Annotated in this window: 13 protein-coding genes; 5 read left to right on the top strand and 8 right to left on the bottom strand. The window is 56.3% G+C overall.

What is annotated here, in order from left to right; translation table 11 throughout:
* Positions 1-7: 7 nt before the first annotated feature.
* Genes E1297_RS43295 through E1297_RS43280 form a run of 4 tightly spaced genes read left to right on the top strand, consistent with a single transcriptional unit; the run spans position 8 to position 4,050 of the window.
* Positions 8-943, top strand: a complete 936-nt coding sequence (locus E1297_RS43295; protein WP_155149418.1) for a 3-keto-5-aminohexanoate cleavage protein — start codon at positions 8-10, stop codon at positions 941-943.
* A 10-nt stretch (positions 944-953) separates the two neighbouring features.
* Complete coding sequence (locus tag E1297_RS43290; RefSeq protein WP_155149416.1) at positions 954-2,372, top strand: gamma-aminobutyraldehyde dehydrogenase; 1,419 nt, start codon at positions 954-956, stop codon at positions 2,370-2,372.
* Positions 2,372-3,112 (top strand): SDR family NAD(P)-dependent oxidoreductase, encoded by a 741-nt coding sequence (locus tag E1297_RS43285; RefSeq protein ID WP_155149414.1) that lies wholly within the window; start codon positions 2,372-2,374, stop codon positions 3,110-3,112. The genes E1297_RS43290 and E1297_RS43285 overlap by 1 nt, the downstream gene beginning before the upstream one ends.
* The gene (locus tag E1297_RS43280) at positions 3,112-4,050 is read left to right on the top strand and encodes a 3-hydroxyacyl-CoA dehydrogenase NAD-binding domain-containing protein (protein WP_155149412.1); all 939 of its coding nucleotides are present in this window, start codon (positions 3,112-3,114) and stop codon (positions 4,048-4,050) included. Before E1297_RS43285 ends, E1297_RS43280 begins: the two co-directional genes overlap by 1 nt.
* Before the next feature lie 108 nt (positions 4,051-4,158).
* On the opposite strand, the gene E1297_RS43275 is transcribed toward E1297_RS43280, so the two are convergent.
* The 7 genes from E1297_RS43275 to E1297_RS43245 are packed head-to-tail and all read right to left on the bottom strand — an operon-like array spanning position 4,159 to position 10,667.
* Positions 4,159-5,202, bottom strand: a complete 1,044-nt coding sequence (locus E1297_RS43275) for an ABC transporter ATP-binding protein (RefSeq protein ID WP_155149411.1) — start codon at positions 5,200-5,202, stop codon at positions 4,159-4,161.
* Positions 5,202-5,987: an ABC transporter permease gene (locus E1297_RS43270; protein ID WP_155149408.1), complete on the bottom strand. Its 786-nt coding sequence runs from the start codon at positions 5,985-5,987 to the stop codon at positions 5,202-5,204. Before E1297_RS43270 ends, E1297_RS43275 begins: the two co-directional genes overlap by 1 nt.
* On the bottom strand, positions 5,984-6,847 hold the full coding sequence (locus E1297_RS43265; protein ID WP_155149406.1) for an ABC transporter permease: 864 nt from the start codon (positions 6,845-6,847) through the stop codon (positions 5,984-5,986). The genes E1297_RS43270 and E1297_RS43265 overlap by 4 nt, the downstream gene beginning before the upstream one ends.
* Positions 6,848-6,875: 28 nt before the next feature.
* Positions 6,876-7,916, bottom strand: a complete 1,041-nt coding sequence (locus E1297_RS43260; protein WP_155149404.1) for a PotD/PotF family extracellular solute-binding protein — start codon at positions 7,914-7,916, stop codon at positions 6,876-6,878.
* Positions 7,917-7,957: 41 nt separating this feature from the next.
* Positions 7,958-8,890, bottom strand: a complete 933-nt coding sequence (locus E1297_RS43255; protein WP_155149402.1) for a PfkB family carbohydrate kinase — start codon at positions 8,888-8,890, stop codon at positions 7,958-7,960.
* Positions 8,887-9,909 carry an ADP-ribosylglycohydrolase family protein gene (locus tag E1297_RS43250; protein WP_209016343.1) on the bottom strand — a complete coding sequence of 341 codons (1,023 nt, stop codon included), beginning with the start codon at positions 9,907-9,909 and terminating at the stop codon, positions 8,887-8,889. The genes E1297_RS43255 and E1297_RS43250 overlap by 4 nt, the downstream gene beginning before the upstream one ends.
* Before the next feature lie 20 nt (positions 9,910-9,929).
* On the bottom strand, positions 9,930-10,667 hold the full coding sequence (locus E1297_RS43245; protein WP_155149400.1) for a GntR family transcriptional regulator: 738 nt from the start codon (positions 10,665-10,667) through the stop codon (positions 9,930-9,932).
* Between the two features lie 362 nt (positions 10,668-11,029).
* On the opposite strand from E1297_RS43245, the gene E1297_RS43240 reads away from it, so the two are divergent.
* On the top strand, positions 11,030-12,541 hold the full coding sequence (locus E1297_RS43240; protein WP_155149398.1) for an ABC-F family ATP-binding cassette domain-containing protein: 1,512 nt from the start codon (positions 11,030-11,032) through the stop codon (positions 12,539-12,541).
* A 203-nt stretch (positions 12,542-12,744) separates the two neighbouring features.
* Here E1297_RS43240 and E1297_RS51470 read toward each other — a convergent pair whose 3' ends face one another.
* Positions 12,745-13,893, bottom strand: a complete 1,149-nt coding sequence (locus tag E1297_RS51470; protein WP_155149396.1) for an adenylate/guanylate cyclase domain-containing protein — start codon at positions 13,891-13,893, stop codon at positions 12,745-12,747.
* Between the last annotated feature and the right edge of the window lie 210 nt (positions 13,894-14,103).

Raw genomic sequence — 14,103 nt, 5'->3', positions numbered from 1 at the left:
TCGCGCCATGCCAAAGCAGAAGTCTGTCATCATCACCTGCGCTCCGACCGGGGGGATTCACACGCCCACCATGTCCGAGCATCTGCCGATCACGCCTAGCGAGATTGCAGCCGCATCAATCGAAGCAGCTGAGGCAGGCGCTTCGATTATCCACCTTCATGCGCGCGACCCGGAAACCGGAAAGCCCGATCCAAATCCCGACCTATTCATGGACTTCCTGCCACGGATCAAACAGGCCACGGACGCGGTCATGAATGTCTCGACCGGTGGTGGTCTGGGCATGACCCGCGAAGAACGCCTGCGCGCCGCCGTGAAAGCTTCGCCCGAGATGGCAAGCATGAATATCGGATCGATGAATTTCGGCATTTTCCCGATGAAGGATAAGTATTCGAACTGGAAACACGCGTGGGAGCCCGAGTTTCTGGACATGACCCGCGATTTCATTTTCCGAAATACCTTCGCGGATATCGAATACTGCATAAAGGAACTGGGGCAGGGCCACGGCACCCGATTTGAATTCGAATGCTATGACCTCGGCCATCTCTACAACCTCGCGTGGATTCGCGATCAGGGTTGGATCGACGGTCCGATTTTTGTGCAGATGGTGTTTGGTATTCTGGGCGGTGTTGGCGCCGATCTCGACAACTTGATGCACATGCACACCATCGCCAACAAGCTGTTCGGGGATGAGTATGAGTGGTCGGTTCTGGCCGCTGGTCGCTTTCAGATGCCATTTACGACCCAAAGCGCATTGCTGGGTGGCAATGTCCGCGTCGGGATGGAGGACAGCTTGTACATCGGACCCGGGGAAAAGGCCGTATCCAGCGCTCAGCAGGTCCGGAAAATCCGCGACATCGTCGAAAATCTCGGCCTTACCGTCGCCACCCCTGCCGAGGCCCGTGCACGCCTTGGGCTTAAGGGTGGCGATCAGGTTGCCTTCTGAAGGGGGAAACATGCAGACAAACATGCTGATCAATGGCGAGATGGTTGCGGGCGACGGTGCCGAACTGCCCATCGTCGACCCAGCCACCGAGGCAGAGATTGCCCGGATACGAGAAGCCAGCCCAGAACAAGTCGAGGCCGCAGTGCGTTCGTCCGAAGCAGCCTTTGAGAGCTTCTCGCGCAGCACCCCGGCGGAACGGTCCGCGCTGTTGCTGGCTATCGCGGATTGCCTTGAAGAAAATCAGGATGAACTGGCCGAGCTCGAAAGTATGAACGCTGGCAAACCCTGGCCCTCGGCTCGTGACGATGAGATGCCACTGATCATCGACACATTCCGGTTCTTCGCCGGGGCGGCGCGAACGATGTCTGGTTCTGCCGCAGGTGAGTATGTGGCGGGCCATACCAGTATGATCCGCCGCGATCCGGTTGGGCCAGTCGCGGCCATCGCACCCTGGAATTATCCGCTTATGATGGCCGCCTGGAAGCTGGCCGCGCCCATTGCCGCAGGTTGCACCGTTGTCCTGAAACCCTCGGAACTCACGCCGTTATCCACGTTGCGAGCCGCTGAGCTTTTGAACGATATTCTGCCTAAAGGTGTTATGAATGTGATACATGGCGCCGGTCCGACTATCGGAGATCAATTGATCAACAGCCCCGAGATGGAGGCGATTACCGTAACCGGCAGCCCGGCCACCGGCATGGCGGCGATGCGGGCTGCAGGTAATCAGATCCGGCATGTACATCTGGAATTGGGTGGCAAGGCCCCGGTGATCGTCTTTGACGATGCAGATATTGAGGCCGTTGCCGAAACGATCAGGTTTGGCAGTTTTTTCAACGCCGGTCAGGACTGTGCTCAGCCTTGCCGCGTGCTGGTACAAGACGGTGCCTATGACAAGCTGGTCGCGGCAATTGCGGCTCAGGTCAGCCAAATCAAGATCGGCAGGCAAAAAGCTGAAGGCACGGAAATGGGCCCGGTGATCTCAGCCTGCCAGCGTGACCGCGTGGCGGGCTTCGTGGACCGCGCCCGTACCAGTTGCGAGGTCGTAACCGGCGGCGCTTCAGGCGACGGTGCGGGTTACTTCTACCAGCCGACCGTTTTGGCCAATGTCGACAACGATGCTGAGGTGGCCACTCATGAAGTTTTCGGCCCCGTCGTCTCAGTCTCTCGTTTCAGTGACGCCGAAGACGCTTTGCGCATTGCCAATTCTGGTCGTTATGGACTGGCCTCTTCGGTCTGGACCGCAAATGTCGGTCGCGCAATGGAGATGACCGGCCGACTGCGTTACGGCTTTACCTGGGTCAACACCCATGGGGTAGGGACCCCGGAAATGCCATGGGCTGCGATGAAAGGGTCCGGAACCGGCTGTGACATGAGTGTCTATGCGCTGGATGCCTATACTTCGATCCGTCACGTCATGGTGGCACACTGATGCGGTTGGCTGGGAAAAGAGCATTGGTCACCGGTGGCCGCCAAGGCATCGGGCGCGGGATTGTTAAGGCGTTCGCTAAAGAAGGAGCAGCTGTCACGACTTGCGGTCGTGGTGCCCGGCCAGAGGATCTGCCGGATGAGGTTATTTGGTATACTCTTGATGTATCCGATGCCTCTGCCGTGGCAGATTTAGCGTGGACAACGGATGGTACGGATATTCTGGTCAACAATGCTGGCGTGCAGGTTGAAAAGACTGTCGTCGAAAGTACCGACGCCGATTGGGATCTGGTCATAGGGGCCAATTGTCGGGGCGTTTTCAATATGTGTCGGGCGTTTATTCCGGTCATGCCGCAGGGCGGTTCGATCATCAATATCGGGTCGATTTCCGGCAAGGTCGCGGACCCATCCATGGCGCTCTATAACGCGTCAAAGGCCTTTGTTCATGGACTGACACGCTCGATCGCGGTGGATCATGGCCCAAAAATTCGCTGCAATGCGATCTGTCCCGGCTGGATCGAGACAGGCATGTTGGACGCTGGTTTTGATCTGTCCGATGACCCGCACGCGGCCCGAAAGGACGCGCTGTCCCGGCATGCCACACGCCGGTTTGGCCAGCCTGCCGACATTGCCGCCATGGCTGTATGGCTGGCGTCGGATGAGGCAGGGTTCGCCACAGGGCAGTTGTTCACGATTGACGGTGGAATGACTGCTGCATCACCTATCAATACAGGGCTATTCTGATGGTAGAAATCTCACATACTGCTGTTCTGGGCGCGGGCACTATTGGCGCCAGCTGGACCGCCCTGTTTCTGGCCTCGGGCCGGTCTGTAACGGTCTACGATCCCGCCGATGGTGTGGAAAGCGGCGTACGCGCCTATATCGACCAAGCCTGGAAATCCATGGATGAACTGGGTCTGACAACGCGAGGTTCCCCCGATCAGGTCACCTTCGTTCGTTCGGCGCGCGAAGCGGTTGAGGGCGCGGACTTCGTACAGGAGAACGTCCCCGAACGCTTGCCGATCAAGCACGCAATTTTTGCTGAGATCGAACCGGGTATTGCGCCGCATGCTGTCATCGCAAGCTCGGCCTCCGGTCTGACACTTGGCCAGATGCAAGCAGGTTGGCAAAACCCGGGTCGCTTTATTCTTGGCCATCCTTTCAACCCGCCGCACCTGATCCCGCTGGTCGAAGTGATGGGCAACGATCTGACTGACGCAGATGCGGTGTCCACGGCCGAGGCATTCTACAAGGACATCGGTAAGGTCACTATCCGCGTCAACAAGGAAGTCCCCGGCCACGTCGCCAACCGATTGCAGGCGGCTGTCTGGCGCGAGGCCATTCACTTGGTGCAAACCGGTGTCGCCAGCGTCGGAGATGTCGACAAGGCCATGTCCGCTGGACCTGGGTTACGATGGGCCGCCATGGGGCCGACGACACTCTTCAGCCTTGGTGCCGGATCAGGTGGTCTTCCAGCCTTTTGTGATCATTTCGCCGACACGTTTAATGGTTGGTGGGATGATCTTGGAACACCCCAACTCACCCCTGAGGTTGCAGAATTGCTAGCACAGGGTCTGGTGGCATCGCACAACGACACATCAGTCGAAGAACTTGCCGCTTTGCGCGATGCGAGAATTGTGAAGATGCAGGCGGCTTTAACAGAAGTGAAAGAGGGAAAGTGACTATCGAAAAGCAAAATGCAGCCCAGAAATAGCAGGGCTGCCACCTATTCTGCTTGCTGTGCACTCAAGGGAATTTGTGACTGAACCGCTTGGGACCAAAGAAATCCACTATGGGTTGGGAACAACCATTGTGTGTTCCGGTTTCCAGCTCAGCCAGATTTCGCCGCCTTCTGGTAGGTCCGGGATGTCCTGATCGCGCGCGATCACCTTGAATGTGTTTCCGCCGTTTTCCAAAACACAGGTCGCCATTGCACCAGCAAAGATGCGCCGGACCAGTGTTGCGGGGATCTTGGAAATCGCATCCCCGCCGGGTTCCGAGGTTGAAATGCTCATGTTCTCGGGCCGGACAGCGAGAGTAGACTGCTCTGTCGCCCCGCTTGGCAGCTTGATATCCGCCCCGGCAGAGCTCAGCGCTGTGCCGCCTTGAGCGGTCAGAATGTTTGCTTCACCCAGAAACTCGGCTGTGAAGATATCGACGGGGTTATTGTACACCTCCCTTGGTGGGCCGGCTTGAATCATAGTGCCCTGTTTGAGGATGCCGATCTTGTCGGACAAGGTCAGAGCCTCCTCCTGATCGTGGGTTACAAAGATCGTAGTAATCCCAATCTCGCGCTGGATGCGCTTTAGTTCGATCTGCATGTCCACACGCAACGACTTGTCCAGCGCTGACAGAGGTTCGTCCAGCAACAGCACTTTGGGATTGGTCACGATTGCCCGCGCCAATGCCACGCGCTGTCGCTGCCCGCCGGAAAGCTGGTGCGGTTTTCGGTCGCCTAACTGGCCAAGCTGAACGAGCTCTAACGCCTCACCCACACGGCGACGCTCTTCTGCGGCGCCTACTTTACGCACGCGCAGACCAAAGCCCACATTGTCCGCCACCGTCATGTTGGGAAACAGGGCATAGTTCTGAAACATCATCCCGATATCGCGCTTTTCGACCGGAATGTTCTCGACAGATTGGTCGCCGATATAGATCGAGCCGCTATCCGCAAAGATGAATCCCGCGATCGCGCGAAGCAACGTTGTCTTGCCACTGCCGGACGGGCCGAGCAGGGCAAAGAACCCGCCGTTCGGGAAATCCATGGTGACATCGTTCAGCGCCTTGAGCGATCCAAAGGATTTAGTGACGTTCTGGACAGAGACTTCGGCCATCAGCGCTCTCCTCCGAAATTTGAGAACCGGGCTGCAAACAGCATCACGGCCATCGAGATGACGATTATGATTGTCGAGATTGCGTTGATTTCCGGCGTGAAACCCTTGCGGATCGACGTGTAGATCAGCACCGGCAAAGTACTGTCACCGGGTTCGGACAGGAAATACGAGACGACGAACTGATCAAAGCTGACCGCGAAGGCGAACAGGGCACCCGCGATGATACCCGAGGCGATCCATGGCAGGGTCACGCGTCTGGTCACGGTCCAGCTGTCTGCGCCCATGGATCGGGCAGCCTCTTCCAAGGTCACGTCAAAAGTCGCCAGCCGAGCGCTTACCACCACGATTACATAAGGCAGAGCGAGAGCGACATGGCCAATCAGAACAGACGGTGTGCCACGCCCCAATCCGACGCCGTAGAAAAAGATCAACATTGCCGTGCCGGTAATGAGCCAGGGGATTGCGATCGGCGGGAACAGCATGACCTGCAGAAATCGCTTTCCGCGAAACTCGAACCTGAAAAGCGCCAAAGATGCGGCTGTCCCCAGTGTTGTGGCAATCACAGTCGTGGCCAGCGCGATAAGAACCGACCGGGTCGCAGCATTCAGGATCTCGGTATTCTGGCTGAGCTTTTCGTACCAAGTCAGCGAGAACTCAAATGGCAGCTGATAATATTGCGAGGCGTTGAATGACATGAACGCCATGACGATGATCGGCGCGTAAAGAAAGAACAGGATCAACCCAAGCCAGGCTTTTCCGATCCAGGCGAGATAAGTCCCCTTCATGTATGAGCCCTCCGCAGAACCGGGCTGGCGGTTGCCAGGATCAGCAACACAACTGCCAGCAGGATAAATGACAATGCGGCTCCCAATGGCCAGTTGAAGACAGCAACGAATTGGTCCTCGATGACGGTGCCAAAATATGTGCCAACGCGTCCGCCTAGGATGCGGGGTTCCATGAATGACCCGACTACGGGCACAAATATCAGCACGGCGCCCGCCAACAGGCCTGGCAGCGAAAGAGGGAGAATGAGGCGCCACAGGATGGTCAACTTGTTAGCACCCATTGAGCGGGCGGCATCAATCAAGCTGTCGTCGATCGCCTGCAGCGCCAGATACGACGTCAGGATCACATAAGGCAGGTAGGAATGAACCAGCCCGATCACGATGGCCGGAGTCGAAAACATCAGATTCACATCCACCTCAAAAGGCAGAATTGCATTCAGGCCCAGATCGAGCACTCCGTTCCCGCGCAGCACGATCGCCCATGAAAAGATACGAACCAGTGAATTTGACCAGAAGGGTAGGATAACCAGCAGAAACAGTGCCTCACGCGATTTTCCCTTGATCACCTTGGCCAACACATAAGCGCAGGGAAAACCTACAAGCACCGAAACCGCGGTCACCGTCACGCCGAGCTTGATGGATTTCCACAGCAGCGTTGCATAGGTCGAGGTTTGAAAGAACGCCTGATAGTTGTCCGTCGTGTAACGCCATTCGGCATCTCCAAACGGCACATCCGACAGAAAGCTGAAATAGAGCATCGCCGACAGCGGCAGAAAAATTGCCACTGTCAGCCAGATATAGGCGGGGGAAAGCAACGAGGCGATCTTGAGCCTGTCCTGACGGGCAAGAACCGTTGACATGTCTGCTTTCTCCCTTGCTTTGGCCTGATTATTGCGCGGCCTTCAGGCCTTGCCACAGTTCCAGGTACTTCTCGCGGTTTTCATCGGAGACCGGACGCTGGAACTGCACACGGGCCACAACGGCAGGATCGCCCAGAACGCGCTTGTTGAATGCGTCATCAGGCAGAGCAGCAGCGGCCTTGGCATTTGCCGAGGCCGGGGCACCGCTTTCGGCCCATTTCACGTAGAATTCTGGGTCAATCATCCAGTTGATAAAGGCGTGTGCAGCCTCTTTCTTGGTAGAGGTTTCAGGGATGGACAGCCCGTCAAGCCAACCGATCGCGCCTTCATCAGGGACGACGAACTGAACCGGCAGACCAGAGGCCATCGATCTGCTTGCAGAACCGGACCAGAATGTCGCCACGTCCAGATCACCGGCGGCCATGAACTGGTTCCAGTCGTTCTCCGAACCCCAGTAGGTTTTGATCTGTGGCATCAACGCCGCCAGCTTGGCCTCAATGGCATCCAGATCCTGTATGTCATTGATGTCCTGACCGGTGGCGATTGCCGCGAACTGAACCGCCTCCAGCGCATCGTCGCGGATCGACACCTTGCCTTCATGTGCTGGATCCCAGAACACCTCGATCGAGGTTGGCATTTCGCTGAACTCATTGGTGTTCACTGCAAACGAGGTCAGGCCCCAGGTCCAGGGCACACCATGTAGCGCACCGCCTGCATTCAGGTCCTGATTGGTGGCCATGTTCTCTGAGACATCGCTAAAGTTGGCAACAAGCGAGCTATCGACCGGCCCAATCAACCCTTCGGCCTGCGCCTGAGGGGTGAAGGCCGCATTGATCAGAACCACGTCATAGGCACCCGGATTGGTCCGCAGCTTTGTCAGCATCTCCTGTTCCGAGTTGAAGTATTCATGAACAACGGTGTGACCGGTGGCTTCGGTAAACGCAGCGATGGCCCAGTCCTGATCGGTGCCATAGCCCTGCCAATTCAGAACGCGAATTTCATCAGCCAGTACGACCGTGCCCATGGTTGTGAGGGCAACTGAGGTTGCCAGAAAGATGTGTTTGTTCATTGTCGTCTCCCAGTTGGATGGTCTTTAGCTTCGGTTCTCGATCAACCAGCCTCTTTCTTGCTCAGGGCGTTTTCGACGACCGCTTCGGTTGGGGCTGTCGCCGGTCCTTTTTGTGTGGTCGACAAAGCTGCTGCGACATTTGCGTAAACGGCAGCTTGTTTTGGTGTTTCGCCGCGTGACATTCGGGCAATGAAACTGCCGATATGAGTGTCACCGGCCCCATTTGTGTCCAAGGCCTGAACACGGAAAGGTGCGATGTGTTCAAGGGTACCCTGCCGGGCCAGAATGCAGCCGTCTTCGCCCAGACGCACTACGACACCTCCGTCGCCGGGGCGTGTTTCAGCGAGTGTTTTGGCGGCTTCGGCCGGATCAGCGTGTCCTGTCAAAACCGCTGCTTCCCGCATATTCGCGCTGATCCACGTTGCTCGGGTCATCGCTGCCTGAAGAGCCTCGCGATTTAGTGAGGCGACTATGGGCGACGGGTCGAAAACCAGGTTGCGTATTTTGTCGTCACCGGTCAGCCATTGGTGTAACGACTGACGCGATCCGGCGTAGTGCAAGGCATAACCCGATAACAGCGTCCAACCGAACTCATGAAAGCTGATCTGAGTCAGATCTTCGTCAGTTACATGCCCCTCGGCACCGTCGCTGGCCACGAACGTTCGCTCGCCTTGCGGGTCGATCATCACGGTGCAGCAACCCTGATCGCGGCTGAGATCCTGTGTCCGCAGGAAAGGAATACTCTCAGTGTTGAGGCCTTCGCGAACAATTTTGGCAAACGGACCGGACCCGATCGAGCCACCGTAGAACACCATCATGCCAGCGCGTTTCGCGGCGACCATCGCGTTGAAACCACCGCCCGGCGTGATTGAGAAACCTTTGACAATGGCTTCTTCACCTGGCGCGGGCACGGCTTCGACTTCGTAGAGAAGGTCGGCAACGACACCGGACATCTGCAAGAGGCGATTGGTCATCTCGTTGCCTCCGTCGTGTCGCGTAGAGCATCTGCTGAAACGCCGCGCAGGGTCAGCAGTTGTTCAGCCGTCGCTTCGATTGCGAGGTCATTTGCCGAGCGGACAGGGGCAAGCACATTAGGGTCAATACTCTGGATGCCAGCGCAGGCACCTGCCATCGCGCCGGCAATCGCACCGATGGTGTCTGTATCGTCTCCTATGTTGGCCGCGATCTGTGCGGCTTCCCAAACATCACCTGAAGCCATTCGCACTACACCGAATGCCGCCGGGACAGATTCATTTGATGCGACAGACGTTCCCACTAACTGCGCAAATTCGTCAGCAGCGATACCTGTGTCCGCAAGGTTCAATGCGTAAGATATCCGCTTGCGCATATCGGTTTCACCTGACCGGTAACCGCGTTTCTGCCCCTTCTCGGCAGCATCCAAAGCGGCTGTGATCGCAACGTCGTAATCAAGCCCGTCCACGCCGCTGCTGACAACGGCAGCAACTGCCGCGGCTGCGGCGATCGCCTCGCCTGTGTTGTGCGTCATCCGGCAGGCCAGTTCGACGCGGTCCAGAAAAGTGTCGGATGGTTCGTATTTGGTGGCAATTCCAACCGGGGCGATCCGCATCGCAGCGCCGTTCGTTGTACCATTTCGTCCGGTTTCAAGTGCTGACTCCCCGGCCAGCATCGCGGCGAGCGCTGCTTTGGAGGACGGCCCCAGCAAATCGCGCAAACCCCGCGCCCTGACATCGCGTTCCCAATCCAGCAAGTCCTGTGCCCAAAGCGCCTCGTCAAAGCCATTGCAGTCTTCGACAAGGCGTTTCGCCAACAAGAACGCCTGCTCGGTGTCATCCGTCACCTGTGCCGCCCGAAGACTGTGCGAAACGGGATGATCCGGGTAAGGCGCGACATAGGTGGTGATATTACCATAGTGGTGTGCGATCTGCTGTCGCGACAGGGTTTGGGATGGCATTCCCAATGCATCCCCGATCGCCATACCGGCGAGGGCACCACACGCGCGATCATATGCCAAGCCTCTGTCCGTCAACGCTGTCAAAACTCCATTTGCAGACCGAACAGGTCCGGATCCAGAATGCTCTCGACATATTCCAGGGTTGCCCCGTCGGCTGAACGCGTCAGACGGCAAAGCCGCAGCATTGGCTCGCCCTTCTCGCGCCCCATCACGGCCGCATCCGCCGCGCTGAGGGCAGGCAGCACTCGGGCCCATTCTTTTCCCCCGTCGACGCTCAGCCCGCGAAGCCGCAGCGTTTCCGTCAATGACCCATTTTCAAGGCCGTTCTCCAGGATTTCGGAAAACCCAGAACGCCAGGCAACGCGACTGCGTTCGAGCGAAACGCCCTGACCGGTTTTCACGCGAAACCGTAAGCGGTCGACGATCAGGAAGTCGGTGTCGGTCAAATCCGGTACATCAGTCAGATCCATTCCCCCGCGCGCAAGACGTAAGACGCGGGTCGCGAGCTCGGTGTCACCCGAGGATAGCGCGACACTCCATCCGGTGCGGTCGTCGATAGTTTGACCACCAAAGGTCACAAACGATCCGATCCCTCTCCGGGTCGTGATCAAGCCTTTGCGGCAGAGGATTTCGAGACTTTTGCGCACGGTATTTCGACTGACCGAAAACCGTCTGACAAGCTCATTTTCGCTGGCTAACGGTGTCCCGTTTCCAAGCCCGCCGGACCTGATCTCTTCTTCCAGCTGATGCGCTATTCTGACCGACTTGGAGGCTCCGATCAGATCGCTACTTGTTGATTCTTGTTCAAGCTTGTTCATACATGTACCTTATTCAGATTCAAAAACCTGTCAACAACGGTTTTGGGTTCATTCGCCAGTTGGAAACTACCGCAGAGAATGGCAGCAGCAGGTTCTCTGCTGCTGACATATAAAAATGTAACTGGGGTGTGCTTTCCGCAGCGAGGCACTTGCTGAGATGGACATTGTTTTCTAAGGTCTGCGAACACAGTCACAATCTACAACGGGAGGGCACAAGCTGAACATGCGTATCATCCGCCGACTTCAGCATGGTCCCCGTTTCGCCCTGTAAATACGTTTGCAGGGCGGGTCCGAGAAACAACATTTCAATCGGTCTGCCCAAAGCCGCATCGCGGCACCTCCTAGTATGAGCAGAGACTCCGATGACTGTTATGAATATCAACGCATTAAGCGTAATCCGTGGTGACCTTCTTTTTGACAATCTGAACCTGGCAATTTCCAAAGGTGATCGCATTGGATTGGTTGCCGCCAATGGCCGCGGCAAGACAACACTTTTTGAATGTATAACCGGCCAAAACGAACCGACGACCGGGCAAATCATCCGAGCGCGTGGTTTGCGAGTTGGATATGTGACCCAATACGTTCCAGATCATGCCTTTGCCAAAACGCTCTACAATTGGGTGTTGGACGCCCTTCCTGCCGAGCAGGCGGAATATGAAAGCTGGCGGGTGGATGTGGTGCTTGATGACCTGAGTGTTCCGTACGAGTTACAGCATAGCCCACTCAATGAGTTGAGCGGTGGTTGGCAAAGGACTGCACTGTTGGCCGCTGCCTGGATTCAGGAACCAGATATCCTATTGCTGGATGAGCCGACCAACCATTTGGATCTGCGTCGCATTGGACTGCTCCAAAACTGGTTGTCCGGGTTGCGGCGCGATGTAGCGGTTGTTGTGTCATCGCATGATCGAGCATTTCTTGATGCGACGACTAATCGAACACTGTTTTTGCGCAAGGAGCGATCACACGCTTTTCCGCTCCCGTTTTCGGCAGCACGCACAGCGCTTGATGAAGCAGACGCCGCTGACCAACGGCGGTTTGCCAATGATTTGAACAAGGCGCAGCAGTTGCGCAAACAGGCGGCAAAGCTCAAGAACATCGGCATTAATTCCGGGTCCGACCTTTTGGTCACGAAGACCAAACAGCTAAATGATCGGGCGGCGCAGATTGAGGCGAGTGCCAAACCCGCCCACCGGGAACACAGCGCAGGTGGTATCAAACTGGCCAACAGTGGAACTCATGCCAAAGCTCTGGTCACTTTGGATGACGCACGGGTTGAAACCCCGGACGGTCGGCTGCTGTACAAGACCGGGCGGAAATGGATTTTGCCCGGAGACCGCATCGTACTTTTGGGGGCGAATGGCACCGGGAAAACCCGATTGATTGAGATGGTACAAGATGCACTTTCTGGAAGCGGAGGAGCGGTCAGTTGTGCTCCCTCGGTTGTGCCAGCATATTCTGATCAACATCTGAGCCAACTTTCGGATAGCGAGACGCCGATGACGGCTGTGGCGGGGCAGTTTGACATAGGTGACCAACGCGCACGCGGCGTACTGGCGGGTGCGGGCGTGAAGATCCAGATGCAAGATACCCGGATCGGAGCGCTGTCCGGCGGACAAAAGGCGCGTTTGGCGATGCTGATATTACGGCTGAAAAATCCGAATTTCTACTTACTCGATGAGCCGACGAACCATCTTGATATCGAGGGACAAGAGGCTCTTGAGGATGAATTGATCACACATCATGCATCCTGTCTGCTTGTTAGTCACGATCGCAGTTTCTTACGCAATGTCGGCAATCGGTTTTGGCTGATCACAGGGAAGGGACTGGAAGAAACGGACAGCCCAGAGCCGTTTCTGACGAAAGAGATGGGCTGATCGTGTATCCGGTGCCCTAGTAAATCTCTGAAGGTTAGCCATCGTGAAGCGGGCATTGATGTCTTTGCTGCGAAAGCTCATTTGTCCGCTTCACCGCCCAAGGCGAACCACACAAATAATGCCCGGTTTCTGTACTATGTGACGGCTATGTAAGCGAGACGCCAAAATCAGACCAACGGCAGCTCCGGGCTTAAAGATCTTGCTCAGGCTTTGAATATATCGATCTCATCACGCAAACCGCGGACGGAATGGTATCCGACCGACTTCACGTTATGCGCCAGGTGTTTTGCGACGCTCTTTGTTATCAGCATCTCTTCGTCCAGAGTCTTGCACAGTTCCTGAACGCGACTGGCCACGTTTACTGCCTGACCGACGACGGTGAAATCCAATCGGTCGGGGCTGCCGATGTTGCCGAAGGTCACTTGTCCAAAATCAATACCGATTACAAATTCTATGGCTTCCCGACCTTGCTCTGAGGCTTTGTCGTTAAAACCGCGCAGATTTGCCAAAGCTTGATGAGCCGCTTGAACAGCAGACCTGCAAGAGGCTTGAACGTCGTCAGAATTAAATACTGCAAGTATGCCATCCCCCATGAATTTGAGAACATCGCCGTCTGCATCCTGAATGGGCGATACCACCATCTCGAAATACTCACCCATCATGCTCAGCAAATCGGTTTCGGACCAGGTTGAGGCTTTCTCGGTAAAGCCACGGAGGTCTGCGAACAGTATCGCTGCGGAAACCGTCTTGTGTTCGCCTCGTTTTATATGTCCCTGACCGACTTCTTCTGCGGGGCCGCGACCCAGATAGGTTTGAAGAAGACTCATCTGAGAATGGCGCATTGCGATGGGTTCCAAAGCAGCGGCAAGAGCGTAGCGCGTGTCTTCAATGTATCTGATGTGCTTGTCCGAAAACCCAGTTTTCGCATTCGAGGTGAAACTGGTGCCCTGAACCGATCCATTGCCATGTTCCAGTGGGATGGCCAGAAAGTCTGTGGCACCGGCTTGGGTAAGCTCGGAATAAACAGGGTGTTCAGCCGCGAGATCGAGATCAATCAGGCGTTTGCGCAGAGGACGCCGCTGAGTGACGACATACTCAAAAGGACTGCCGCGCCAAGCGCTGGTCGACAGAACTGTGGTCGGCACGGTGTAGCGGTGGGTTTCCTCGGGCGTCCAGATGATCCCCCATGCGCTCAGCAGTGGGTTGGAGTAATTCTGAGCAATCCGTGCACGGCTCAACGGTACGCCAAGCTTCTCTAGGCCTTCGCAATAACTTTTGACGATTTTTACCTCGTCGCCAAGCAATCGACCTTTGGAAATCAACCAATGGTTCAGGTGATCAATCTCGGACACGGTTCTCTCGCAATGTGTTGGCGCACATACAATCTATACACCGTTGGCAGTGAAAGCGCCTATGCTGGCTCGAAGGGTGCGATTTTTGGAGCGACGTTGAAAAGGCAGGCCCTCGCTGACCACTGTGTTGCGCCGATGGTAGCGACCAAGCCATCCCGATCACTGTCGTTTGTTTTGCGCTTCCAAGCAGTACAATTACTGCTGCGTGTG

The sequence above is a fragment of the Roseibium sp. RKSG952 genome (genome assembly GCF_009711355.1).
Note: the sequence above shows the minus strand (reverse complement) of the source record. Positions and strands in the feature narration are given on the sequence as shown.

What these genes read in the sequence shown, in the direction of transcription:
- E1297_RS43295 (WP_155149418.1), top strand. Translation starts at nt 8, where the DNA reads ATGCCAAAGCAGAAGTCTGTCATCATCACCTGCGCTCCGACCGGGGGG.
- E1297_RS43290 (WP_155149416.1), top strand. Translation starts at nt 954, where the DNA reads ATGCAGACAAACATGCTGATCAATGGCGAGATGGTTGCGGGCGACGGT.
- E1297_RS43285 (WP_155149414.1), top strand. Translation starts at nt 2,372, where the DNA reads ATGCGGTTGGCTGGGAAAAGAGCATTGGTCACCGGTGGCCGCCAAGGC.
- E1297_RS43280 (WP_155149412.1), top strand. Translation starts at nt 3,112, where the DNA reads ATGGTAGAAATCTCACATACTGCTGTTCTGGGCGCGGGCACTATTGGC.
- E1297_RS43275 (WP_155149411.1), bottom strand. Translation starts at nt 5,202, where the DNA reads ATGGCCGAAGTCTCTGTCCAGAACGTCACTAAATCCTTTGGATCGCTC.
- E1297_RS43270 (WP_155149408.1), bottom strand. Translation starts at nt 5,987, where the DNA reads ATGAAGGGGACTTATCTCGCCTGGATCGGAAAAGCCTGGCTTGGGTTG.
- E1297_RS43265 (WP_155149406.1), bottom strand. Translation starts at nt 6,847, where the DNA reads ATGTCAACGGTTCTTGCCCGTCAGGACAGGCTCAAGATCGCCTCGTTG.
- E1297_RS43260 (WP_155149404.1), bottom strand. Translation starts at nt 7,916, where the DNA reads ATGAACAAACACATCTTTCTGGCAACCTCAGTTGCCCTCACAACCATG.
- E1297_RS43255 (WP_155149402.1), bottom strand. Translation starts at nt 8,890, where the DNA reads ATGACCAATCGCCTCTTGCAGATGTCCGGTGTCGTTGCCGACCTTCTC.
- E1297_RS43245 (WP_155149400.1), bottom strand. Translation starts at nt 10,667, where the DNA reads ATGAACAAGCTTGAACAAGAATCAACAAGTAGCGATCTGATCGGAGCC.
- E1297_RS43240 (WP_155149398.1), top strand. Translation starts at nt 11,030, where the DNA reads ATGACTGTTATGAATATCAACGCATTAAGCGTAATCCGTGGTGACCTT.